28 protein-coding genes and 1 pseudogene are annotated in these 22,414 nt (G+C 69.3%); all 29 read left to right on the top strand.

The window, feature by feature from the left end:
* Positions 1-22 precede the first annotated feature (22 nt).
* Positions 23-472 carry a DUF6121 family protein gene (locus tag Csp2054_RS07250; RefSeq protein WP_096898621.1) on the top strand — a complete coding sequence of 150 codons (450 nt, stop codon included), beginning with the start codon at positions 23-25 and terminating at the stop codon, positions 470-472.
* A 36-nt stretch (positions 473-508) separates the two neighbouring features.
* Positions 509-1,681, top strand: coding sequence for a hypothetical protein (locus Csp2054_RS07245; RefSeq protein ID WP_096898620.1), 1,173 nt, complete (start codon positions 509-511; stop codon positions 1,679-1,681).
* Between the two features lie 455 nt (positions 1,682-2,136).
* The gene (gene rpsL, locus Csp2054_RS07240; protein ID WP_017885540.1) at positions 2,137-2,505 is read left to right on the top strand and encodes a 30S ribosomal protein S12; all 369 of its coding nucleotides are present in this window, start codon (positions 2,137-2,139) and stop codon (positions 2,503-2,505) included.
* A gap of 4 nt (positions 2,506-2,509) precedes the next feature.
* Positions 2,510-2,980, top strand: a complete 471-nt coding sequence (rpsG, locus tag Csp2054_RS07235; RefSeq protein WP_058724694.1) for a 30S ribosomal protein S7 — start codon at positions 2,510-2,512, stop codon at positions 2,978-2,980.
* Between the two features lie 91 nt (positions 2,981-3,071).
* Positions 3,072-5,186 carry an elongation factor G gene (gene fusA, locus Csp2054_RS07230; RefSeq protein ID WP_096898619.1) on the top strand — a complete coding sequence of 705 codons (2,115 nt, stop codon included), beginning with the start codon at positions 3,072-3,074 and terminating at the stop codon, positions 5,184-5,186.
* Between the two features lie 139 nt (positions 5,187-5,325).
* Positions 5,326-6,513 carry an elongation factor Tu gene (gene tuf, locus Csp2054_RS07225; RefSeq protein WP_096898618.1) on the top strand — a complete coding sequence of 396 codons (1,188 nt, stop codon included), beginning with the start codon at positions 5,326-5,328 and terminating at the stop codon, positions 6,511-6,513.
* Between the two features lie 396 nt (positions 6,514-6,909).
* Positions 6,910-10,539: an Ig-like domain-containing protein gene (locus Csp2054_RS07220; protein WP_096898617.1), complete on the top strand. Its 3,630-nt coding sequence runs from the start codon at positions 6,910-6,912 to the stop codon at positions 10,537-10,539.
* 84 nt (positions 10,540-10,623) lie between these two features.
* The gene (locus Csp2054_RS07215) at positions 10,624-11,601 is read left to right on the top strand and encodes a DNA topoisomerase IB (RefSeq protein ID WP_176491601.1); all 978 of its coding nucleotides are present in this window, start codon (positions 10,624-10,626) and stop codon (positions 11,599-11,601) included.
* An 80-nt stretch (positions 11,602-11,681) separates the two neighbouring features.
* Entirely contained in the window at positions 11,682-12,497 is an 816-nt protein-coding gene (locus tag Csp2054_RS07210) for a DarT ssDNA thymidine ADP-ribosyltransferase family protein (protein WP_096898616.1), read from the top strand.
* Positions 12,498-13,021: 524 nt separating this feature from the next.
* The gene (gene rpsJ / locus Csp2054_RS07205) at positions 13,022-13,330 is read left to right on the top strand and encodes a 30S ribosomal protein S10 (protein WP_022903286.1); all 309 of its coding nucleotides are present in this window, start codon (positions 13,022-13,024) and stop codon (positions 13,328-13,330) included.
* A gap of 14 nt (positions 13,331-13,344) precedes the next feature.
* Positions 13,345-13,995, top strand: coding sequence for a 50S ribosomal protein L3 (rplC, locus tag Csp2054_RS07200; RefSeq protein WP_096898615.1), 651 nt, complete (start codon positions 13,345-13,347; stop codon positions 13,993-13,995).
* 2 nt (positions 13,996-13,997) lie between these two features.
* On the top strand, positions 13,998-14,657 hold the full coding sequence (rplD, locus tag Csp2054_RS07195; protein ID WP_096898614.1) for a 50S ribosomal protein L4: 660 nt from the start codon (positions 13,998-14,000) through the stop codon (positions 14,655-14,657).
* Positions 14,654-14,953, top strand: coding sequence for a 50S ribosomal protein L23 (gene rplW / locus Csp2054_RS07190; RefSeq protein ID WP_022903283.1), 300 nt, complete (start codon positions 14,654-14,656; stop codon positions 14,951-14,953). Before rplD ends, rplW begins: the two co-directional genes overlap by 4 nt.
* Before the next feature lie 18 nt (positions 14,954-14,971).
* On the top strand, positions 14,972-15,811 hold the full coding sequence (gene rplB, locus Csp2054_RS07185) for a 50S ribosomal protein L2 (RefSeq protein WP_096898613.1): 840 nt from the start codon (positions 14,972-14,974) through the stop codon (positions 15,809-15,811).
* 11 nt (positions 15,812-15,822) lie between these two features.
* The gene (gene rpsS, locus Csp2054_RS07180) at positions 15,823-16,104 is read left to right on the top strand and encodes a 30S ribosomal protein S19 (protein ID WP_017885529.1); all 282 of its coding nucleotides are present in this window, start codon (positions 15,823-15,825) and stop codon (positions 16,102-16,104) included.
* Between the two features lie 25 nt (positions 16,105-16,129).
* A complete protein-coding gene (rplV, locus tag Csp2054_RS07175) occupies positions 16,130-16,522 on the top strand; it encodes a 50S ribosomal protein L22 (protein WP_096898612.1) in 393 nt (130 codons plus the stop codon).
* Entirely contained in the window at positions 16,522-17,319 is a 798-nt protein-coding gene (gene rpsC / locus Csp2054_RS07170) for a 30S ribosomal protein S3 (RefSeq protein WP_022903280.1), read from the top strand. The genes rplV and rpsC overlap by 1 nt, the downstream gene beginning before the upstream one ends.
* Before the next feature lie 2 nt (positions 17,320-17,321).
* Positions 17,322-17,741, top strand: coding sequence for a 50S ribosomal protein L16 (gene rplP / locus Csp2054_RS07165; RefSeq protein ID WP_022903279.1), 420 nt, complete (start codon positions 17,322-17,324; stop codon positions 17,739-17,741).
* On the top strand, positions 17,741-18,064 hold the full coding sequence (rpmC, locus tag Csp2054_RS07160; RefSeq protein WP_096898611.1) for a 50S ribosomal protein L29: 324 nt from the start codon (positions 17,741-17,743) through the stop codon (positions 18,062-18,064). The genes rplP and rpmC overlap by 1 nt, the downstream gene beginning before the upstream one ends.
* Complete coding sequence (gene rpsQ / locus Csp2054_RS07155) at positions 18,064-18,348, top strand: 30S ribosomal protein S17 (RefSeq protein WP_096898610.1); 285 nt, start codon at positions 18,064-18,066, stop codon at positions 18,346-18,348. Before rpmC ends, rpsQ begins: the two co-directional genes overlap by 1 nt.
* Positions 18,349-18,380: 32 nt before the next feature.
* Entirely contained in the window at positions 18,381-18,749 is a 369-nt protein-coding gene (gene rplN / locus Csp2054_RS07150) for a 50S ribosomal protein L14 (protein WP_096898609.1), read from the top strand.
* A 3-nt stretch (positions 18,750-18,752) separates the two neighbouring features.
* On the top strand, positions 18,753-19,112 hold the full coding sequence (gene rplX / locus Csp2054_RS07145; protein WP_096898608.1) for a 50S ribosomal protein L24: 360 nt from the start codon (positions 18,753-18,755) through the stop codon (positions 19,110-19,112).
* Positions 19,112-19,702 carry a 50S ribosomal protein L5 gene (gene rplE, locus Csp2054_RS07140; protein WP_096898607.1) on the top strand — a complete coding sequence of 197 codons (591 nt, stop codon included), beginning with the start codon at positions 19,112-19,114 and terminating at the stop codon, positions 19,700-19,702. Before rplX ends, rplE begins: the two co-directional genes overlap by 1 nt.
* Before the next feature lie 150 nt (positions 19,703-19,852).
* A complete protein-coding gene (gene rpsH / locus Csp2054_RS07135; protein WP_058725384.1) occupies positions 19,853-20,251 on the top strand; it encodes a 30S ribosomal protein S8 in 399 nt (132 codons plus the stop codon).
* Positions 20,252-20,257: 6 nt separating this feature from the next.
* On the top strand, positions 20,258-20,794 hold the full coding sequence (rplF, locus tag Csp2054_RS07130; protein ID WP_096898606.1) for a 50S ribosomal protein L6: 537 nt from the start codon (positions 20,258-20,260) through the stop codon (positions 20,792-20,794).
* 2 nt (positions 20,795-20,796) lie between these two features.
* Positions 20,797-21,168, top strand: a complete 372-nt coding sequence (gene rplR / locus Csp2054_RS07125; protein WP_058725386.1) for a 50S ribosomal protein L18 — start codon at positions 20,797-20,799, stop codon at positions 21,166-21,168.
* The gene (rpsE, locus tag Csp2054_RS07120) at positions 21,165-21,899 is read left to right on the top strand and encodes a 30S ribosomal protein S5 (RefSeq protein ID WP_411897142.1); all 735 of its coding nucleotides are present in this window, start codon (positions 21,165-21,167) and stop codon (positions 21,897-21,899) included. The genes rplR and rpsE overlap by 4 nt, the downstream gene beginning before the upstream one ends.
* Positions 21,899-22,084, top strand: coding sequence for a 50S ribosomal protein L30 (gene rpmD / locus Csp2054_RS07115; protein WP_176491600.1), 186 nt, complete (start codon positions 21,899-21,901; stop codon positions 22,082-22,084). The genes rpsE and rpmD overlap by 1 nt, the downstream gene beginning before the upstream one ends.
* A pseudogene (gene rplO / locus Csp2054_RS07110) lies at positions 22,081-22,413 on the top strand (50S ribosomal protein L15); the annotation flags it as partial. The gene rpmD and the pseudogene rplO, both read left to right, overlap by 4 nt.
* Between the last annotated feature and the right edge of the window lies 1 nt (position 22,414).

Genomic DNA, 22,414 nt, shown 5'->3' with positions numbered 1-22,414 from the left:
GGCCCGGCGATACGATCACCTCATGTCCCGATGGCTGATCGCGACGATGACGTCGATCCTCTTCATCGCGCTCGTGATCGCCGTTTCCGGCTTCGAAGCGCTCCTCGCCGACGTCGAACCGATCACCCAGCCCGACGCGACCCCGTACCTCGGCCCGGCCATGGTCGTGTCGGTCGCGATCGTGGTGTTCCTCGCCACCGCGTCCGGCGCCCGCGAGGGCAACCCCGGCGTGACGGGCCTCGTGGCGGCGGCGACGGCGTACCTCGTCATGCTCGGCGTGGGGGCGGTCGGGTACTCCCTCATCCGCGCGGACGCCACGGAACTCCTCGTGTTCCCGGCCGGCTACGCGCTCGGGCCGTTCGTCGTCGGGTCGGTGGTGGTCGCGCTGGTCACGGTCGTCGGCGGCATCGCGGTCGCGCGGCACCAGTCCCGGGCGTCCGTGGAGGGTCGTCACGACGGCCGTCCGCAGTAGGATCGCCGGGTACGACGCACGGCGACCGGGGACCCGATGACCGACCACCACCAGGCCGACGGCTGGGACGCCGTCCCGCACGTCGCCGCCATCAGCGGAACACGCGTCGCCGCCATCAGCGGAACACGCGACGCCGCCCCCGGCCCCGTCACCGACGACCTCCGGCGCCCCCGGCGCCCCCGCTCCCGCCCGTTGCGTCGCCGGACGCTCGTCGCGCTCGTCGCCGGCGGCGCCGCGCTCCTGCTGGTCGTCGTGGGCGGCATCGTCGGCCTCTCGGTGGGCGCGGGCGCGCACACGGCCGACCGCCCGGTCCGCGCGTTCCTCGACGACCTCACGGCCGGACGGGTCGCGACGGCGCTCTCGGACGCCGGCATCGACCACAGCGCCGACGACGTCCTGCTGACCGAGGCCGCCTACCGAGCCGCGGAGGACACCGTCACCGGCTACCGCGTGGCCCGGGTCCGGCAGGGCGACGGCTCGGCGACCGTCGACGTGTACCTGCGCCAGGGCGGGAGGGACGTCGGGGCGACCTTCACGCTCACCCAGACGGGCACCGACTGGGGCGTGTTCCCGGTGTGGCACCTCGACGCCCCGAAGCTCGGGACGGTGGAGGTCGCCGTCCGCGGTCCGTCCGGCACCCGGTTCGACGTCGCGGGACGCTCCGTGCGGACACCGCAGGACGGCACGGTGACGCTCTCAGCGCTGCCGGGCACCTACCCGGTGACGCTCGACGGCGGGAAGTGGGTGGCGTCGACGAGCAGCTCCGCGACCGTGAGCGGCTTCGGACAGACGGCCTCGAGCCCGGTCTCGATCGCGACGACGCTCACCGCGGCCGGACGCCAGGCCGCCACGAAGGCCGTGGACGGCTGGGTCGACGCCTGCATCGCGTCGGCCGACCCGGCGCCGTCGGGTTGCAGCTTCTACGCCTACGGCGAGGACCCCACCTACACCTACACGAACGAGCACTGGACCCTCGACACCCGTCCGGTGGTCTCGGTGGGCGACTGGACCTCGGCGGGGTGGATCGTCACCACCACCACGTACGGCCGCGCCACCTTCACGGCTGACATCTCCGGTCCGGGAGGCGTCGGCACCGCCTCCGCGGGACCGATGAACGTCAACGCGAGCGGCTGGATCACCGGCTTCACCGCGGACGGTGCGACCTTCCGGTCGGCCGTGGCGGGCTCTTCGGCCGAGTCCGGTTCCTGACCGGGGCGCCGCAGCGGGAAGCCGCCGGCCGGGAGGCACGACGCACCTCCGACGGACCACCCGCCGACGGCGCAGGCCGGGAGGCGCGACGCACGCCCGTCGGACCACCCACCGGGACCGCCGACCGGGAGGCGCGACGCTTGTCCGGCAGGCGGCCAGCGGCCGCACCGGGGTGCGGACGGCGAACGCGACCACGCACCGGGCGGGCGTTCGCCCACGGCGTCCCCACGGGCCTCCCGGGCGACGCGCCCGGATTGATTTCGCGTGGTGCCGCGGGTAGGCTCTACCGGGTGTGCGCCCTCGGGCGCGCCCGAAAGTCCGGTCGGCCGACGGCCGTCACCGGACCACTCCGTCCCCCACCGATCCCCTCCGCCGACCGGCGGTCCTCGGTGTGGGACGAGGAAGCCGGCGGTCCGCGCCGGCCGGAGAGCACGAGCGAAGAACCAGGAGAACAGTTGCCTACCATCCAGCAGCTGGTTCGCAAGGGTCGTACGCCGAAGGTCACCAAGACCAAGGCGCCCGCCCTCAAGGCGAACCCCCAGCAGCGTGGTGTCTGCACCCGCGTCTACACCACCACCCCCAAGAAGCCGAACTCGGCACTGCGCAAGGTCGCTCGTGTCAAGCTCTCGAACGGCACCGAGGTCACGGCCTACATCCCCGGTGAGGGCCACAACCTCCAGGAGCACTCGATGGTGCTCGTCCGTGGCGGTCGTGTGAAGGACCTGCCCGGTGTCCGCTACAAGATCATCCGCGGTGCGCTCGACACGCAGGCCGTGAAGAACCGTAAGCAGGCGCGCAGCCGCTACGGCGCGAAGAAGGGTTGAGTCAATGCCTCGTAAGGGTCCCGCTCCCAAGCGTCCCGTCGTCGCAGACCCGGTCTACGGCGCGCCGATCGTCTCGCAGCTCGTGAACAAGATCCTGCTGGACGGCAAGAAGGGCCTCGCCGAGCGCATCGTCTACGGTGCACTCGAAGGCGTCGCCGCCAAGAACCAGCAGGACGCCGTCGCGACGCTCAAGAAGGCGCTCGACAACGTCCGTCCGACCCTCGAGGTCCGCAGCCGCCGCGTCGGTGGCTCGACCTACCAGGTCCCGGTCGAGGTCAAGCCGCACCGCGCGAACACCCTCGCGCTCCGCTGGCTCACCTCGTACGCCAAGGCCCGTCGCGAGAAGACGATGACCGAGCGCCTCATGAACGAGATCCTCGACGCGTCGAACGGTCTCGGTGCCGCGGTGAAGCGCCGCGAGGACACGCACAAGATGGCCGAGTCGAACAAGGCCTTCGCCCACTACCGCTGGTAGACCCGGCATCGTTCCGGGGCGTCGGCGGTCAAGAACCCCGGCGCCCCGGAACGGACGCCCATCTCTCCTACAACTCTTCCGGAGGAACCCTGTGGCACAGGACGTGCTCACCGACCTGAACAAGGTCCGCAACATCGGCATCATGGCGCACATCGATGCCGGCAAGACCACGACGACCGAGCGCATCCTGTTCTACACGGGCATCACGCACAAGATCGGTGAGGTCCACGACGGCGCTGCGACGATGGACTGGATGGCGCAGGAGCAGGAGCGCGGCATCACGATCACGTCGGCCGCGACGACCTGCTTCTGGGACAACAACCAGATCAACATCATCGACACCCCCGGTCACGTGGACTTCACGGTCGAGGTGGAGCGTTCGCTCCGCGTCCTCGACGGTGCGGTCGCCGTCTTCGACGGCAAGGAGGGCGTCGAGCCCCAGTCCGAGACCGTGTGGCGCCAGGCGGACAAGTACAACGTCCCGCGCATCTGCTTCGTCAACAAGATGGACAAGCTGGGTGCGGACTTCTACTTCACCGTCGACACGATCATCAACCGCCTGGGTGCGGAGCCGCTCGTGCTCCAGCTCCCGATCGGTGCCGAGAACGACTTCGTCGGTGTCGTCGACCTCATCGAGATGCACGCCAAGGTCTGGCCGGGCGACGCCAAGGGTGATGTCACCATGGGCGCCCAGTACGAGGTCCAGGAGATCCCCGCGGACCTGCAGGCCCGTGCCGAGGAGTACCGCGCGAAGCTGATCGAGCGCGTCGCCGAGTCCGACGACGCCCTCCTCGAGAAGTTCTTCGACGGCCAGGAGCTCACCAAGGACGAGATCCGCGCGGGCATCCGCAAGCTCACGATCGCGTCCGAGGTCTACCCGGTCCTCTGTGGCTCGGCGTTCAAGAACCGCGGCGTCCAGCCGATGCTCGACGCCGTCATCGCGTACCTCCCGTCGCCGCTCGACGTCCCGCCGATGATCGGTCACGACGTCAAGGACGAGGAGAAGGAGATCATCCGCAAGCCCGACGCCTCGGAGCCGTTCTCGGCCCTGGCGTTCAAGGTCGCGGTGCACCCCTTCTTCGGTCGCCTCACCTACGTCCGCGTCTACTCGGGCTCGATCGAGTCGGGTGCCCAGGTCATCAACTCGACCAAGGGCAAGAAGGAGCGCATCGGGAAGATCTTCCAGATGCACTCCAACAAGGAGAACCCGGTCGACAACGTGACCGCGGGCCACATCTACGCGGTGATCGGCCTCAAGGACACCACCACCGGTGACACGCTCTGCGACCCGAACGACCAGGTCGTCCTCGAGTCGATGACGTTCCCGGAGCCGGTGATCGAGGTCGCCATCGAGCCGAACACGAAGGCCGACCAGGAGAAGCTCTCCACGGCCATCCAGAAGCTCGCGGAAGAGGACCCGACGTTCCGCGTCGAGCTCAACGCCGAGACCGGTCAGACCACGATCAAGGGCATGGGCGAGCTCCACCTCGACATCCTGGTCGACCGCATGAAGCGCGAGTTCAAGGTCGAGGCGTCGGTCGGCAAGCCGCAGGTGGCCTACCGCGAGACCCTGACCAAGCCGGTCGAGCGCTACGACTACACCCACAAGAAGCAGACCGGTGGTTCCGGTCAGTTCGCGAAGGTGCAGATCGCGCTCGAGCCCATGGAGGTCACGGCCGAGAAGGTCTACGAGTTCGAGAACGCCGTCACCGGTGGCCGCGTCCCGCGCGAGTACATCCCGTCGGTCGACGCCGGTATCCAGGACGCCATGCAGGTCGGCATCCTCGCCGGGTACCCGACGGTCGGCGTGAAGGCCATCCTCAAGGACGGTCAGTCGCACGACGTCGACTCGTCCGAGATGGCGTTCAAGATCGCCGGTTCGATGGCCTACAAGGAAGCTGCCCGCAAGGCCGGCCCGGTCATCCTCGAGCCGATCATGGCCGTCGAGGTCCGCACGCCCGAGGAGTACATGGGCGACGTGATCGGTGACCTGAACTCCCGTCGTGGCCAGATCGCCTCGATGGAGGACGCTTCGGGCGTCAAGGTGGTCCGCGCGAGCGTGCCGCTGTCCGAGATGTTCGGCTACGTCGGCGACCTCCGGTCGAAGACCTCTGGTCGCGCCGTCTACTCGATGACCTTCGAGACCTACGCACAGGTCCCGGCCAAGGTCTCCGAGGAGATCGTCGCGAAGAGCAAGGGCGAGTAACGCTCCCGCGTTGCTCCCCAGGCGAGGGCGCCCGGCGACGGGCCCCTCGTCACCAAGTACAGTAAAGACACACACCCTGCAGGCCAACGGTCCAGAACGGACCGGGGGCATGCGATCCGAGTCCTGAGGAGGACCCACAGTGGCCAAGGCCAAGTTCGAGCGGACCAAGCCGCACGTCAACATCGGAACCATCGGTCACGTCGACCACGGCAAGACCACGCTCACGGCGGCGATCACCAAGGTTCTGCACGACCAGTACCCGGACCTCAACGAGGCTCGCGACTTCGCGCAGATCGACAACGCTCCCGAGGAGCGCCAGCGCGGCATCACGATCAACATCTCGCACGTCGAGTACCAGACCGAGAAGCGCCACTACGCGCACGTCGACGCCCCCGGTCACGCCGACTACGTGAAGAACATGATCACGGGTGCGGCGCAGATGGACGGCGCGATCCTCGTGGTCGCCGCCACCGACGGCCCGATGCCCCAGACGCGTGAGCACGTCCTGCTCGCCCGCCAGGTCGGCGTCCCCTACATCGTCGTCGCGCTGAACAAGTCCGACATGGTGGACGACGAGGAGATCCTGGAGCTCGTCGAGCTCGAGGTCCGTGAGCTCCTCGGCTCGCAGGAGTTCGACGAGGAAGCCCCGGTCGTGCAGGTCTCGGCCGTCGGCGCGCTCGAGGGCGACGAGAGGTGGGTCAAGTCCGTCCAGGACCTGATGGCCGCCGTCGACGAGAACGTCCCGGACCCGGTGCGCGCCACCGACCAGCCGTTCCTCATGCCGATCGAGGACGTCTTCACGATCACCGGTCGTGGAACCGTCATCACCGGTCGCGTCGAGCGTGGCACGCTCAACGTGAACGAGGAGGTCGAGATCGTCGGTATCCGTCCGACGCAGAAGACCACCGTCACGGGCATCGAGATGTTCCGCAAGCTGCTCGACTCGGCTGAGGCCGGCGACAACGCCGGTCTGCTCCTCCGTGGCCTCAAGCGTGAGGACGTGGAGCGCGGCCAGGTCGTCGTGAAGCCGGGTTCGGTCACGCCGCACACCAACTTCACCGCGAACGCGTACATCCTGACCAAGGACGAGGGTGGGCGTCACAACCCGTTCTACGCGAACTACCGTCCGCAGTTCTACTTCCGCACCACGGACGTCACCGGCGTCATCACGCTGCCCGAGGGCACCGAGATGGTCATGCCCGGCGACACCGTCTCGATGACGGTCGAGCTAATCCAGCCGATCGCCATGGAGGAGGGCCTCCGCTTCGCCATCCGTGAGGGTGGTCGTACGGTCGGCGCCGGTACGGTCGAGAAGATCATCAAGTAACTCCGGTTGCTCCCACAGCGGGGTCGGGCCTTCGGGCCCGGCCCCGCTGTTCGTTTCCGTGGTGCGGACCGCACCACGCGACGGACGGGAGGCGCGGTGCGCGTCGTGCGCCGCGCCTCCCGTCCGCCACTGGGTCACGTCGTCCGGGATGGGCCGCTCCCGGGTGTCCCCTCGTTGGGGGACTCCGCGTACCCCGCACTGGGTGTGGTTGCGGTTTCCCGCAGGTCGATACTCTCGGGTCGCGGGGCCGAACCGGCCCCGAGTGGTGACCCGAACACCGCACTCACGCACGCTGGACCCTGCCGGCGTGCGTGACCTCGCTTCGCGCTGCGTCCACGCCGCGCGGTCGTCGTCGTGCGCGCCCCGGGCCGCCGACCGTCGACCCGAAGGACCAGCGTGTCTCCGAAGCACCGTGCTCCAGCACGTCGCCGTTCCGCCCGTCTGCTCGCAGGAGTCGCCGTCACCGCGCTGGTCGCGGGTGGCGCGGTCGTCCTGTCGCCGCAGTTGGCGTCGGCGGCGGCCCCGTTCCCGACCACGCAGCTGTACGCGACCGTGTCGGGGTCGTCCACGGTGTACTCCGTCGACCGCTCGACCGGCGCAGCGACGGCCGTGCTCACCGCCCCGAACAACGCGACCGGGCTCAACCAGATCGGCATCTCCGGCGACGGGGACCGGCTGTTCATGACGAACAGCACGACCGTGTTCGAGTACACGGCGTCGACCGACTCGTGGGAGACGGCTGCTCGGCCGAACCCGCCGCTGGTGGCGAACCAGATGGGCGGCGTCGACCCGAAGTCGGGGAAGTTCTTCTTCGGGGGACAGTCGAGCGGCTCGACCTTCACCTTCACCTCGTACGACCCGGACACGAACACGATCTCGTCGAACGTGACCTCCGTGACGGTGCCGAACCCGCCGGGCGGCAACGGCGACCTCGCGTTCGACCGCCAGGGCAACCTCTACTTCATCTCGAGCAGCGCGACGGCAGCCCAGCTCTACCGTGTCGACGCCGCAGACCTCGGCGGAGGGTCCACCACCGCGACGCCCGTCGGCCCGATGATCACCCCCGCTTCGGCCCTGACGTCCCTGGCGTTCGGCGACGACGGGTACCTCTACATCGCCGGTTCCACGGCCAACACGTTCCTCCAGGTGAACCCGGTGACCGGCAAGACGGTCGCGCAGCGGAGCATCGCGAACGGCGGGACAGCCCTCGCCGTCACCGACCTCGGATCCCGCGCGGTCCCCTCGACCGGTGCCGCGTCCGGCGGGTTCACGGACGGCAGGGCGAAGCCGACCGACCAGCTGACGGTCAGCGTCGGCGGCGGAGACGTCCCCACACCGGTCAACGCGACGACGTCCTCGGGCAACGACACGGTGACCGCCGGTCCGATCATCTTGCTCCCGGGCCAGTCGTACACCGTGACCCAGAGCCCCGGCAACGCCTCGACCGATCCGGACGACTACGACACCTCGTACACCTGCACGAACCTGGTCGACAACACCGTGGTGTCCTCCGGCAGCGGCACCACGGCACCCTTCACGGTGCCCGCTTCGGGCGGCGACGTGAGCTGCGCGTTCGTCAACCCGCTCAAGCCGAAGGTGGAGAACACCTCGTCGACGGCGAACACCCCGGGTCAGCCGGTCACGGTCGACGTCCTGCAGGGCTCCACCGGCGACATCGACCCCACGTCGGTGCAGCTGACCGACACGGGCGTCCCCGGTTCCACGGTCAGCGACGCCGGCAAGACCCTGACGGTGCCGGGCCAGGGCGTCTGGACCGTCGACCCGCAGAGCGGCGCGGTGACCTTCACGCCGGAGCGCGGCTTCACGAAGAACCCGACCCCCGTCACCTACACGGTCCAGGACACCCGCGCGAACACCACGCAGGGTCAGGTGTCCGTCACCTACCGCGGCGCGGCCCAGGACGACACCGCGACGACGACGCAGGGGACCGCCGTCACCGTGGACGTCCTCCGCAACGACCAGGGCGGCGTGGTTGCGACCTCGGTGGTCTTCCCGACGGCGGGTCAGCCGGCGAGGGCCACGGTGTCCGCCGACGGCCGCACCCTCACCGTCCCCGGCGAGGGTGTCTGGACGGCCGACCCGTCGACCGGCGCGGTCACGTTCACGCCCGAGTCGACCTTCCGCGGGAGCGCCACCCCGGTGACCTACCGCGTCGCCGACGCCGACGGGAACACCTCCACGGCGCAGATCGCGGTCGACGTGACCGCGGTCGGGCCGAAGGCCGCGAACGACAGCGCCACCACGCAGCAGAACACCCCGACGACCATCGACGTCGCCGGGGACGCGACCCCGGGCGTCAGCGGCGGCACCCCGATCGACCCGACCTCCGTCGTGTTCCCGACCACCGGGCAGCCGACCGGCGCGACCGTGTCGGACGGCGGCAAGCGGCTCACCGTGCCGACCGAGGGCGTCTGGACGATCGACCCCGACACCGGCGTCGTGACGTTCACACCCGCCGAGGGCGTCACCGGCACCACCAGCCCCGTGACCTACCAGGTCGGGGACACCGGCGGTGCGACCGGTACCGGCACGATCGTCGTGAGGGTCACCCCGGTGGCACCGACGGCCGCACCCGACACCGCGACGACCACGCAGGGCGCGGCGACCACCGTCGACGTGCTCCGCAACGACACCGCCGGCAACGCGAGGACGCCCCTCGACCCCGCCTCCGTGGTGTTCCCGAGCGCCGGCCAGCCGAGCGGCGCCAGCACCTCGACCGACGGCCGCCAGCTCGCCGTCCCCGGTGTCGGCGTGTACACGGTCGACCCGTCCACCGGCACCGTGACGTTCACCCCGGAGCCGACCTTCCGCGGGACCGCGTCCCCGGTGACCTACCAGGTGGCGGACGTCGACGGCACCACGACGTCCTCCACGATCACGGTCACCGTCGCGCCGCTCGGGCCGGTCGCCGAGGCCGACGTCGCGAGCACCGGGCAGAACACCCCCGTGTCGATCACCGTCCTCGGCAACGACCGACCCGGCGTCGCCGGCGGGACACCGATCGACCCGACGTCGGTCGTGTTCCCCGCGACTGGTCAACCCGCCGGAGCGGTGGTCTCCACCGACGGACGCACCCTGACGGTCCCTCACCAGGGCGTCTACACCGTGGACCCGGCGGACGGGCACGTCGTGTACGTTCCGGCACCAGGCGTCTCCGGCACGGCGACCCCGGTGTCGTACCAGGTCGCTGACACCGGCGGACGGACCACCACGGCCACGATCACGGTGACCGTCGTCGCGGTGCGACCGACCGCCGCCCCGGACACCGCCCGGACGGCGCAGGACACCCCGGTGGAGATCCCCGCGCTCGGCAACGACACCGCCGGCAACGCACGCACGCCGATCGAGCGTGGCTCGGTCCGCCTGGTGGACGCCGGCGGCCAGGCCGTCACCACGCTCGCGGTCCCGGGCAAGGGCACGTTCACGATCGACACGTCGACCGGGACGGTCACCTTCACCCCGGCGGCCGGCTGGACCGGCACGGTCGTGGAGCCGTACCGGATCGCCGACGTCGACGGCACCGAGGCGGCCTCGACGATCACCGTGACGGTGGGTGCGGCGCCGAAGGCGGTCGACGACGTCCGGACCGGGACCCCCGGCCAGCCGATCACCGTCGGCGTGCTGGGCAACGACGGGCAGGGGTCCTCGCCGATCGACGCCGGTTCGGTCCGGCTCGTCGACCCGACCACGGGCGGGCTCGTCACCACCGTGACGAAGCCGCACGAGGGCACCTTCACGGTCGACCCGGACGGCACGATCACGTTCACGCCCGACCACGGTTTCAGCGGCACCGCCGAGATCGCGTACTCGGTCGCCGGTGACGACGGGAGCCGAGCGACCGCCACGCTGACCATCACCTACCCGGCAGCGCCGGCAGCGGCCGCACACGGTGGCGGACTCGCCTTCACGGGCACCGACGTCGTGTGGCCGGGCTCGATCGCCGCGCTCCTGCTGCTCACGATCGGCGGCACGGTCCTGGTCCTGCGGCGTCGCCGCCGCGCGTAGCGACCACACGACGGACGGGAGGCACGGATCACCGCGATCCGTGCCTCCCGTCCGTCACAGGGTCGGGTGGGCATGCTCGGAACCGTGACCCGTCTCCGCCGCTCCACGACCACCGGTCGTGGCTACCACCGTGTCCGGTCCGGACGCGGGTTCTCGTACCGCGACCCGGACGGCGCCACCGTCACCGACCCGGCGGTCCGCCGGCGCCTCGAGGACCTCGTCATCCCGCCCGCCTGGGAGGACGTCTGGATCTCCCCCTACGAGAACGGGCACATCCTCGCGACCGGGATCGACGGGGCCGGACGCCGCCAGTACATGTACCACCCCGGCTGGCGGGAGCGGATGGACCGCATCAAGTACGACCGGGCCCTCGCGCTCGCCGAGTCGCTGCCGAGCGCGCGACGGATGGTGACGCAGGACCTCCGCCGCCCGGAGCCGGACCGGCGCCGGGCGCTCGCCGCGGCCTTCCGGATGCTCGACCAGGGATCGCTCCGGGTCGGTTCGGAACGGTACGCGACCGAGCACGGCAGTCGTGGGCTCTCGACGCTGCTCTGCGCGCACGCCCATGTGTCGGGCGACGACATCGAGCTCGACTTCCCCGGCAAGAGCGGGCAGGAGTGGTCCTCGTCCATCCACGACGCGGACCTCGCCCGGGTCATCGCCGGCATGAAGCGTCGTGGTCCGAACGCCCGCCTGCTGTCGTTCCGCGAACGGCGCGGCGCCGAGTGGGAGCCGCTCTCGGCCGAGGACATCAACGAGTACGTGAAGGAACGCGCGGGCGAGGAGTTCACCGCCAAGGACTTCCGCACGCTGCACGGCACGGTCGCGGCCGCCGTCGACCTCGCCGTCACCGGGCCGCAGACGAGCCAGGCGAAGCGGAAGAAGGCCGTCTCGCACGCGGTCAAGGCCGCGAGCGAGGAGCTCGGCAACACGCCGACGGTGTGTCGGCAGAGCTACATCGACCCGCGGCTGCTCGACGCCTTCGAGCACGGGGAGACCATCGACCCGGCACGCCTGCACGCCGCCGAGTCCGAGGTGCGCGCGCTGCTCTACCGGCAGTGACCGGAGGGGCGCCCGGATGACGTACCGTTGACCACCGTGCCGCCCACCCCACACCCGGCACGGAAGGACCCCCGACAGTCGTGACCGACGAGTGCATCCACGGTTTCCCCACCGAGCTCTGCGACATCTGTTCCCCGCGCCAGCGGGAGACGCCCGTCACCCCCGCCGCCCCGGCACCGCGCCGGACCCGCATCACCACCGACCTCCGTTCGACCCCCGCCCCGTCCCGCGCTCCCGGGACCCCGTTGCGCAGCGCCGTCCCCGACCTGCCGGCGGCGCGGGTGTTCGCCTCGCTCCGGGCGCACCACGTCACCCACCTCGACAACCTCGACGGCATCGTCTCCGCCGGTGCGATCCTCGCGGCCGACCAGGCCGCTCCCGCCGTCGACGTGAGCTCGGCCGCCACCCGTGCGGCGCGCGCCGAGGCCCAGGCACCCGACGGCTCCCCGGTCGCCGGGCACGTCGCGTTCACGCTGTCGCCCGACGCCACCCGGTGGGACGAGCTCCGCCGCGGCGCCGAGGGCGAGCGGTGGTCGGACGCGGCACGGCGCACCCGTGCGACCGACTTCGTCGTCCTCGTCGTGCCGGTGTCGGCGTTCGGGGCGTCGGTGATCGTCGCCGACCAGGACGCCGAGGCGGAGGACGTCCGGTTCGCCGTCGGCCCCGAGGCGGCGACCAACCTCATCCGCCGCACCGACTTCACCGACCCGGAGATGCACGGCCTCGAGCTGCTCGCGGGCCCGAGCGTGCCGTTCTCGGCGGTCGCCGTCATCGGGGTGCCGAACGACCGCGCCCGCCAGCAGGTGAAGGCGCTCCTGGCCGACCACGGCGGCCACGCACCCCGCGTCGCGGTGTTCCCGCCGTGGTTCGTGCCGCCCGTGGCCGACGCCGAGTAGCGCGCACGGCGAGCCCGTCAGCATGCCCTCCCGACCCCGTCGGGAGGGCATGTCGCACGTCCGGGCCGGGACGTGCCTCCAGGCCGTCGATCCCCGTCGTTCCGGGGGAGTGGCCCGTCCGCGACACGCCCGCGGATCGCGACACGCCCGGGTTGCATGGATGCCGTGCCTGTGCGAGACTTGTCCGGTTCCGAATTCCGCAGGGCGCTCGCGCCCGCAGGATCACTGCTCTGGCAGTGCACAACCCCCCTGTCCAGCAGGGCTGGGTTGGGCCGCAGGCAGCAGAACACGATCGAATCCCCCTCGAAGCGCGACGAGCACTGCTGTGCCCGGACCGCGGGGGAAGCGACATGCCCACGCTGGACGGCCCCGGTCGCCCTGCGCGGTTGACAGGAGAACAGCGGTCATCCCCAGTGGATGCGGCCGGTTGGTTCAGGTAAACGGCCTGGCCCGCAGCAGTGCGGAGCGCAGGCGGCGTCAGGCGGCCCGGAAGGGTGCGCGGCGCAGAGAGGACAGAGAGACACATGGCGGGACAGAAGATCCGCATCCGGCTCAAGTCGTACGACCACGAGGTCATCGACACGTCGGCCCGGAAGATCGTCGACACGGTGACCCGTGCCGGTGCGACCGTGGTCGGCCCGGTGCCGCTCCCCACCGAGAAGAACGTGGTCACCGTGATCCGTTCGCCCCACAAGTACAAGGACTCGCGCGAGCACTTCGAGAAGCGCACGCACAAGCGGGTCATCGACATCGTCGACCCGACGCCGAAGGCCGTCGACTCGCTCATGCGTCTCGACCTCCCGGCCGACGTCAACATCGAGATCAAGCTGTAAGGGGGCACTGACAGATGACTGCAACCAAGACTGTCAAGGGCCTGCTCGGCAAGAAGCTCGGCATGACCCAGGTGTGGGACGAGAACAACAAGTTCATCCCCGTGACCGTGATCGAGGTCGGCCCGAACGTGGTCACCCAGATCCGCAACGTCGAGCGCGACGGCTACGAGGCGATCCAGATCGCCGCCGGCGCCATCGACCCGCGCAAGGTCAACAAGCCCGCCGCCGGCCACTTCGAGGCCGCCGGCGTCACCCCGCGTCGCACCCTCACCGAGGTCCGTACCGCGGACGCCGCTGAGTACACGCTCGGCCAGGAGCTCACCGTCGACACGTTCGAGGCGGGCCAGAAGGTCGACGTCGTCGGCACGTCCAAGGGCAAGGGCTTCGCCGGTGTCATGAAGCGCCACGGCTTCGCCGGCGTCTCCGCATCGCACGGTGCGCACCGCAACCACCGCAAGCCCGGTTCGATCGGCGCCTCGTCGACCCCGTCGCGTGTCTTCAAGGGCATGCGCATGGCCGGTCGCATGGGTGGCGAGCGCGTGACCGTCCTCAACCTCACGGTGCACGCCGTCGACGCCGAGAAGGGTCTGCTGCTCGTCAAGGGCGCCGTCCCCGGTGCTCGCGGTCGCTCCGTCTTCGTCCGCACCGCCGTGAAGGGTAAGTGATCATGGCCACCACGACCGCAACCACGATCGACGTCCTCGACGCATCGGGTGTGAAGTCCGGCACCGTCGAGCTCCCCGCAGCGATCTTCGACGTCGAGACCAACGTCCCGCTGATCCACCAGGTCGTCACCGCGCAGCTCGCCGCCGCGCGTCAGGGCACCCACAAGACCAAGAACCGCGGCGAGGTCCGCGGTGCGGGTCGCAAGCCGTTCAAGCAGAAGGGCACCGGCCGCTCCCGTCAGGGTTCGGTCCGCGCTCCGGAGCACACCGGCGGTGGCGTCGTCCACGGACCGACCCCGCGCGACTACTCGCAGCGCACCCCGAAGAAGATGATCGCCGCGGCGCTGCTCGGCTCGCTCTCGGACCGCGCCCGCGGTGGCCGCATCGCCGCCGTGGAGGGCTTCGTCGGGGCCGACGTCCCGTCGACCAAGACCGCCCGCACGCTCCTCGAGAAGGTCGCGCCCGTCAAGAACGTGCTCGTCGTGCTCGAGTCGGACGACGAGCTCACGCTCAAGTCGGTCCGCAACCTGCCGAACGTCCACGCGCTCTCGTACGGCCAGCTCAACGCCTACGACGTGCTCCGTGCCGACGCGCTCGTCTTCAGCAAGAGCGCACTCGACGCCTTCATCGCGTCGAAGACCGCGAAGGAGATCTCCGCATGAGCGGCTTCAACAAGGACCCGCGCGACATCATCATCTCGCCGGTCGTCTCGGAGAAGAGCTACGGCCTGATCGACCAGGGCAAGTACACGTTCATCGTGGACCCCCGTTCGAACAAGACCGAGATCAAGCTCGCCATCGAGAAGATCTTCGACGTCAAGGTCGCGAGCATCAACACGCTGAACCGCCCGGGCAAGACCCGTCGCACGCGTTTCGGCATGGGCAAGCGCAAGGACACCAAGCGCGCCATCGTGACGCTCAAGTCCGGTTCGATCGACATCTTCACGGCTGTCGGCTGAGGACCAGAGGGATAAATCATGGCTATTCGTAACTACAAGCCGACGACCCCGGGTCGTCGCGGCTCGTCGGTCGCCGACTTCGCCGAGATCACCCGCTCGACGCCGGAGAAGTCCCTGCTTCGTCCGCTGCCGAAGACCGGTGGTCGCAACAGCTCGGGTCGCATCACGACCCGCCACATCGGTGGTGGCCACAAGCGCCAGTACCGCGTGATCGACTTCCGTCGCCACGACAAGGACGGCGTCGACGCCAAGGTCGCGCACATCGAGTACGACCCGAACCGCACCGCGCGCATCGCGCTCCTGCACTACGTGGACGGCACGAAGCGCTACATCATCGCGCCGAACAAGCTCAAGCAGGGCGACGTCGTCGAGCAGGGCCCGGGCGCCGACATCAAGCCCGGCAACAACCTGCCGCTGCGCAACATCCCCGTCGGTACGGTCGTGCACGCGATCGAGCTCCGCCCCGGTGGCGGCGCCAAGCTCGCCCGTTCGGCCGGTGCCTCGGTGCGTCTCGTCGCCAAGGACGGCCCCTACGCGCAGCTCCGCCTGCCGTCGGGCGAGGTCCGCAACGTCGACGCCCGCTGCCGCGCCACGATCGGCGAGGTCGGCAACGCCGAGCAGTCGAACATCAACTGGGGCAAGGCCGGCCGCATGCGCTGGAAGGGCGTCCGCCCGACCGTGCGTGGTGTCGCGATGAACCCGATCGACCACCCGCACGGTGGTGGTGAGGGCAAGACCTCCGGTGGTCGTCACCCGGTCAGCCCGTGGGGTCAGGCCGAGGGTCGGACGCGCAAGCCGAACAAGCCGAGCGACAAGCTCATCGTCCGTCGCCGTAACGCCGGCAAGAAGCGCAAGTAGGAGTTCAGAAGATGCCACGCAGTCTGAAGAAGGGCCCCTTCGTCGACGAGCACCTGCTCCGCAAGGTCGTCACGCAGAACGAGGCCAACACCAAGAACGTGATCCGCACCTGGTCGCGTCGCTCGATGATCGTCCCGAACATGCTCGGGCACACGATCGCCGTGCACGACGGCCGCAAGCACATCCCGGTGTTCGTCACCGAGTCGATGGTCGGTCACAAGCTCGGCGAGTTCGCGCCGACCCGCACCTTCCGTGGTCACGTGAAGGACGACAAGAAGGGCCGTCGCCGCTAACGCGGGGACGCAGAGGAGGAACGAAATGGTGGAGTCGATCGCACGCGTGCGACACATCCGCGTCACGCCTCAGAAGGCCCGTCGCGTCATCGAGCTGATCCGCGGCAAGCAGGCCCACGAGGCGCTCGCCATCCTGAAGTTCGCCCCGCAGGCCGCTTCGGAGCCCGTGTACAAGCTGGTCGCCTCGGCGATCGCGAACGCCCGGGTGAAGGCGGACTCGACGAACAGCTTCCTCGACGAGCGCGACCTCTACGTGAGCCGCGTCTTCGTCGACGAGGGCACGACTCTGAAGCGGTTCCAGCCGCGTGCCCAGGGCCGCGCCTTCCGCATCAACAAGCGCACCAGCCACATCACGGTCGTCCTCGCGACGCCGGAAGAGGCCGAGGTCGCAGCGACGAGCAAGAAGGCGGTCAAGTAATGGGCCAGAAGGTCAACCCGTACGGCTTCCGTCTCGGGATCACGACGGACCACGTCTCGCACTGGTTCACGGACAGCACCAAGGCCGGTCAGCGCTACGCCGACTACGTGGCCGAGGACATCAAGGTGCGCGAGTACCTGAAGAAGACCCTCGACCGTGCCGGCGTCGCCCGCATCGAGCTCGAGCGCACCCGTGACCGTGTCCGCGTGGACATCCACACGGCGCGTCCGGGCATCGTCATCGGTCGCCGTGGCGCCGAGGCCGAGCGGGTCCGCGGCGAGCTCGAGAAGCTCACCAAGAAGCAGATCCAGCTCAACATCCTCGAGGTCAAGAACCCCGAGACCGAGGCCCAGCTCGTCGCGCAGGGCATCGCCGAGCAGCTCTCCGCGCGTGTCGCGTTCCGTCGCGCCATGCGCAAGGGCCTGCAGGGTGCGCAGCGCGCCGGCGCCAAGGGCGTCCGGATCCAGGTGTCGGGCCGTCTCGGCGGCGCCGAGATGTCGCGCTCGGAGTTCTACCGCGAGGGCCGCGTGCCCCTGCACACGCTCCGCGCGAACATCGACTACGGCTTCTACGAGGCCCGGACCACGTTCGGCCGCATCGGCGTGAAGGTCTGGATCTACAAGGGCGACATCACGAACAAGGAGCTCGCTCGCGAGCAGGCGAACCAGCGTTCGTCGCGCCCGGAGCGTCGTGGCGGCCCCCGTGGCGAGCGCGGCGACCGTCGTGGCGGCGACCGTGGCGGCCGCCAGCAGCAGGCCCCGCAGGACGCGCCGGCCGGCGCAGGAGTTGAGGCGTAACCATGCTTATCCCCCGTCGAGTCAAGCACCGCAAGCAGCACCACCCGAAGCGTTCGGGTCAGGCGACCGGTGGCACCAAGGTCAGCTTCGGTGACTTCGGTATCCAGGCGCTCACCCCGGCGTACGTGACGAACCGGCAGATCGAGTCCGCTCGTATCGCCATGACCCGTCACATCAAGCGTGGCGGCAAGGTCTGGATCAACATCTACCCGGACCGCCCGCTCACCAAGAAGCCTGCCGAGACCCGCATGGGTTCCGGTAAGGGTTCGCCCGAGTGGTGGGTCGCGAACGTCAAGCCGGGTCGTGTGCTCTTCGAGCTCTCCGGCGTCAACGAGGACATCGCCCGCGAGGCGTTGACCCGTGCAATCCACAAGCTGCCCCTCAAGGCACGCATCATCAAGCGCGAGGAGGGCGACGCATAATGGCGATCGGTTCCAAGGAGCTCCGTCCGACTGAGCTCGACACGTTCGAGAACGAGCGTCTTGCCGACGAGCTGAAGAAGGCCAAGGAGGAGCTGTTCAACCTCCGCTTCCAGTCGGCCACCGGCCAGCTGGAGAGCCACGGCCGTCTCCGTGCCGTCAAGCGCGACATCGCCCGTATCTACACCGTCCTCCGCGAGCGCGAGCTCGGCATCCGTGCCACGCCCGCGCCCGTCGAGACCGCCACGAAGGCCAAGAAGTCGACCAAGAAGGCTGAGAAGCCGGCTCAGTCGACCGAGGCTGCCGAGACCGCCGAGGAGAACTGATGGCGAACGAAGAGAAGGACTCCGCCGCCGTCGTCCGCGGCTACCGCAAGACCCGCCGCGGCTACGTCACCAGCGACAAGATGGACAAGACCATCGTCGTCGAGGTCGAGGACCGCGTGAAGCACCCGCTGTACGGCAAGGTCATCCGCCGCACCTCGAAGGTGAAGGCGCACGACGAGCTCGGCACCGCCGGTGTCGGCGACCTCGTCGTGATCAGCGAGACCCGTCCCCTCAGCGCCTCGAAGCGCTGGCGCCTGGTCGAGATCCTCGAGAAGGCCAAGTAGGCCTCGGCCCGCTTGAGAAATAGGAGACAGCAGTGATTCAGCAGGAATCCCGCCTCAAGGTCGCCGACAACACGGGTGCCAAGGAGATCCTCACCATCCGTGTCCTCGGTGGCTCGGGTCGTCGCTACGCCGGCCTCGGTGACGTCATCGTCGCCACGGTGAAGGACGCCATCCCCGGCGGCAACGTGAAGAAGGGTGACGTCGTCAAGGCCGTCATCGTTCGCACCAAGAAGGAGACCCGTCGTCCGGACGGCTCCTACATCAAGTTCGACGAGAACGCGGCAGTGATCCTCAAGGCTGACGGCGACCCGCGCGGCACGCGCATCTTCGGTCCGGTCGGTCGTGAGCTTCGTGACAAGAAGTTCATGAAGATCATCTCGCTCGCGCCGGAGGTCATCTAACTCATGGCGAAGATCAAGAAGGGCGACCTCGTCCAGGTCATCACCGGCCCGTCCCAGGACCGCGGCGGCGACCGTGGCAAGCAGGGCAAGGTCATCGAGGTGCTGCCGGACCAGGAGCGCGTCGTCGTCGAGGGCGTGAACTTCGTCACGAAGCACGTCCGCGTCGGCCAGACCCAGCGCGGTTCGAAGACCGGCGGCATCGAGCAGCACGAGGCTCCGATCCACGTGTCGAACGTCGCGATCGTCGACCCGAAGACCAAGACGCCGACCCGTGTCGGCTTCCGCACCGAAGAGGTGGAGAAGGACGGCGTCACCAAGACCGTCCGCGTCCGCTACGCCAAGAAGTCGGGTGAAAAGCTCTGATGTCTGACACGACTGCCGCGGCGGCTGGCAAGATCCAGCCCCGCCTGAAGCAGAAGTACAACGCCGAGATCAAGCCGGCGCTCACCGAGCAGTTCGGCTACGCGAACGTCAACCAGGTCCCCGGCCTGGTCAAGGTCGTCGTGAACACCGGTGTCGGCGAGGCGGCTCGCGACTCCAAGATCATCGAGGGGGCCATCAAGGACCTCACGGCGATCACGGGTCAGAAGCCCCAGGTCACCAAGGCCCGCAAGTCCATCGCGCAGTTCAAGCTGCGTGAGGGCCAGGCCATCGGTGCCCACGTCACCCTCCGCGGTGACCGCGCCTGGGAGTTCCTCGACCGCCTGATCTCCCTCGCCCTGCCCCGCATCCGCGACTTCCGCGGGCTCAGCGACAAGCAGTTCGACGGGAACGGCAACTACACGTTCGGTCTCACGGAGCAGTCCGTGTTCCACGAGATCGACCAGGACCGCATCGACCGCGTGCGTGGCTTCGACATCACCGTCGTGACCACCGCGAAGACGGACGACGAGGGCCGCGCGCTGCTCAAGCAGCTCGGCTTCCCGTTCCGTTCGGCCGAGCAGACGGTCTAAGATACTTCGGGCGGTGCGGGCCGGAGGATTCACGTCCTCCGGCCCGCACGCACGAACACACAGGTCTCCGGGAACCGCCCGGGGACCCCGATCGCTCAGGTCGGCATTCGTGGAACGGGTGTCGAAACCAGGCGAGAATGGATACGCATCATGACGATGACCGATCCGGTCGCAGACATGCTGACCAGATTGCGGAACGCGAACTCGGCGCACCACGACGCCGTCTCGCTTCCCAGCTCCAAGCTGAAGAAGAACATCGCTGAGATCCTCAAGCGCGAGGGTTACATCAGCGAGTGGAAGATCGAGGACGCCCGCGTCGGGCAGACCCTCACGATCGACCTGAAGTACGGCCCCGAGCGCGAGCGCTCGATCGCCGGCATCAAGCGCGTCTCGAAGCCGGGCCTCCGGGTCTACGCGAAGTCGACGGAGATCCCCCAGGTCCTCGGTGGCCTCGGCGTGGCGATCCTCTCGACGTCGTCCGGCCTCCTGACCGACCGCGAAGCCGAGCAGAAGGGCGTGGGTGGGGAAGTCCTCGCCTACGTGTGGTGATCGACAATGTCTCGAATCGGACGTCTTCCCATCGACATCCCCGCCGGCGTCACCGTCTCCATCGACGGCCAGGACGTGGCGGTCAAGGGCCCGAAGGGTGAGCTCACGCTCACCGTCGCCGAGCCCATCCAGGCCAAGGTCGAGGAGAACCAGGTCCTCGTCACCCGTCCGGACGACGAGCGCTCGTCGCGGTCGCTCCACGGCCTGACCCGCACCCTGATCGCGAACAACATCATCGGTGTGACCCAGGGCTACTCCAAGGGCCTCGAGGTCGTCGGCACCGGTTACCGCGTGCAGGCGAAGGGCTCCAGCGTCGAGTTCGCGCTGGGCTACTCCCACCCGATCACGGTCGACCCGCCCGCGGGCATCTCGTTCGCCGTCGAGGGCAACACCAAGCTCACCGTGACCGGCATCGACAAGCAGGCCGTCGGCGAGGTGGCCGCCAACATCCGCAAGCTGCGCAAGCCCGAGCCCTACAAGGGCAAGGGTGTCCGCTACGCCGGCGAGATCGTGCGCCGCAAGGCCGGAAAGTCAGGTAAGTGATCATGGCTCTCGGTATCCGAGGAAAGAGCAAGTCGGCCGCCAAGGCGCGCCGTCACAACCGACTCCGCAAGAAGATCACCGGCACCGAGGCGCGTCCGCGTCTCGCCGTCACGCGCTCGTCGCGTCACGTGTTCGTGCAGGTCATCGACGACGCCAAGGGTCACACCCTCGCCAGCGCATCGACGATGGAGGCCGACCTCCGCTCGTTCGACGGCGACAAGACCGCCAAGGCCCGTCGTGTCGGCGAGCTCCTCGCCGAGCGCGCGAAGGCCGCCGGCGTCGAGGCCGTGGTCTTCGACCGTGGTGGCAGCAAGTACGCCGGTCGCGTCGCCGCGATCGCCGATGGTGCCCGTGAAGGAGGGCTGAACCTGTGAGCGACATCGCGAACAACAACGAAGCGCCGGAGGCCAAGGCCCCGGCCACGGACGCAGCTGCCGTCGCCGAGCGCCCGGTGGAGACCGCCGCGGGCTCCGCGTCGAACAACCGCGACTCGAACGACAACCGTGGCCGCCGTGGTGGCGGACGCGACCGTCAGCAGGGCCGCGACCGCAACAACCGCGGTGGCGACAGCCAGTTCCTCGAGCGCGTGGTGACCATCAACCGCGTGTCGAAGGTCGTCAAGGGTGGTCGTCGCTTCAGCTTCACGGCGCTCGTCGTCGTGGGTGACGGCAACGGCCTGGTGGGCGTCGGCTACGGCAAGGCCCGCGAGGTCCCGACCGCCATCTCGAAGGGTGTCGAGGAGGCGAAGAAGAACTTCTTCCGCGTCCCGCGCGTCGGCAACACCATCCCGCACCCGGTGCAGGGTGAGGCCGCTGCCGGTGTCGTGCTCCTCCGTCCGGCCGCCGCCGGTACCGGTGTCATCGCCGGTGGTCCGGTCCGCGCCGTCCTCGAGTGCGCCGGCATCCACGACGTCCTGAGCAAGTCGCTCGGTTCGTCGAACACCATCAACATCGTGCACGCGACCGTCGAGGCGCTGCAGCAGCTCGAGGAACCCCGCGCGGTCGCAGTCCGCCGTGGCCTCGACGTCGACGCGGTCGTCCCGGCCCGTCTGCTGCGTGCCGAGGCCGCCGCAGCGCGTGCCGCGTCCGAGAAGGCAGGTGCGTGATGGCGACGCTGAAGATCACGCAGACGAAGTCCGTTATCAGCGAGAAGCAGTACCAGCGCGACACGCTCCGCAGCCTGGGTCTCAAGCGCATCGGCCAGACGGTCGAGCGTGAGGACAACGCCCAGAACCGCGGGTACGTCGCCACGGTCGCGCACCTCGTGAAGGTCGAGGAGGTCGACGCATGAGCGACGAGAAGAACGAGCGCGTGCAGATCCTGAAGGTCCACCACCTCCGTCCGGCAGCCGGTGCGAAGAAGGACCGCACCCGCGTCGGTCGCGGTGAGGGCTCGAAGGGCAAGACCGCCGGCCGCGGTACCAAGGGCACGAAGGCCCGGTACCAGGTCAAGGTCGGCTTCGAGGGTGGGCAGATGCCGCTGCACATGCGCACCCCGAAGCTCCGCGGGTTCAAGAACCCGTTCCGTGTCGAGTACCAGGTCGTGAACCTGGACAAGATCGCGGAGCTCTACCCGAACGGTGGTGACGTCACCGTGGCGGACCTGGTCGCCAAGGGCGCCN

It is taken from the genome of Curtobacterium sp. 'Ferrero' (genome assembly GCF_002412165.1).
GTDB lineage: Bacteria > Actinomycetota > Actinomycetes > Actinomycetales > Microbacteriaceae > Curtobacterium.
This window is presented reverse-complemented; position numbering and strand designations above follow the sequence as displayed.

Coding starts and splice junctions, on each gene's coding strand:
- rpmC (WP_096898611.1), top strand. CDS start 17,741: ATGGCGATCGGTTCCAAGGAGCTCCGTCCGACTGAGCTCGACACGTTC.
- rplW (WP_022903283.1), top strand. CDS start 14,654: ATGAGCGGCTTCAACAAGGACCCGCGCGACATCATCATCTCGCCGGTC.
- rplF (WP_096898606.1), top strand. CDS start 20,258: ATGTCTCGAATCGGACGTCTTCCCATCGACATCCCCGCCGGCGTCACC.
- rpsH (WP_058725384.1), top strand. CDS start 19,853: ATGACGATGACCGATCCGGTCGCAGACATGCTGACCAGATTGCGGAAC.
- rplD (WP_096898614.1), top strand. CDS start 13,998: ATGGCCACCACGACCGCAACCACGATCGACGTCCTCGACGCATCGGGT.
- rplE (WP_096898607.1), top strand. CDS start 19,112: ATGTCTGACACGACTGCCGCGGCGGCTGGCAAGATCCAGCCCCGCCTG.
- rplX (WP_096898608.1), top strand. CDS start 18,753: ATGGCGAAGATCAAGAAGGGCGACCTCGTCCAGGTCATCACCGGCCCG.
- rplR (WP_058725386.1), top strand. CDS start 20,797: ATGGCTCTCGGTATCCGAGGAAAGAGCAAGTCGGCCGCCAAGGCGCGC.
- rplC (WP_096898615.1), top strand. CDS start 13,345: ATGACTGCAACCAAGACTGTCAAGGGCCTGCTCGGCAAGAAGCTCGGC.
- rplB (WP_096898613.1), top strand. CDS start 14,972: ATGGCTATTCGTAACTACAAGCCGACGACCCCGGGTCGTCGCGGCTCG.
- rpsQ (WP_096898610.1), top strand. CDS start 18,064: ATGGCGAACGAAGAGAAGGACTCCGCCGCCGTCGTCCGCGGCTACCGC.
- Csp2054_RS07250 (WP_096898621.1), top strand. CDS start 23: ATGTCCCGATGGCTGATCGCGACGATGACGTCGATCCTCTTCATCGCG.
- rpsC (WP_022903280.1), top strand. CDS start 16,522: ATGGGCCAGAAGGTCAACCCGTACGGCTTCCGTCTCGGGATCACGACG.
- rpsJ (WP_022903286.1), top strand. CDS start 13,022: ATGGCGGGACAGAAGATCCGCATCCGGCTCAAGTCGTACGACCACGAG.
- Csp2054_RS07245 (WP_096898620.1), top strand. CDS start 509: ATGACCGACCACCACCAGGCCGACGGCTGGGACGCCGTCCCGCACGTC.
- rpmD (WP_176491600.1), top strand. CDS start 21,899: ATGGCGACGCTGAAGATCACGCAGACGAAGTCCGTTATCAGCGAGAAG.
- rpsG (WP_058724694.1), top strand. CDS start 2,510: ATGCCTCGTAAGGGTCCCGCTCCCAAGCGTCCCGTCGTCGCAGACCCG.
- rplV (WP_096898612.1), top strand. CDS start 16,130: ATGGTGGAGTCGATCGCACGCGTGCGACACATCCGCGTCACGCCTCAG.
- rpsS (WP_017885529.1), top strand. CDS start 15,823: ATGCCACGCAGTCTGAAGAAGGGCCCCTTCGTCGACGAGCACCTGCTC.
- rplP (WP_022903279.1), top strand. CDS start 17,322: ATGCTTATCCCCCGTCGAGTCAAGCACCGCAAGCAGCACCACCCGAAG.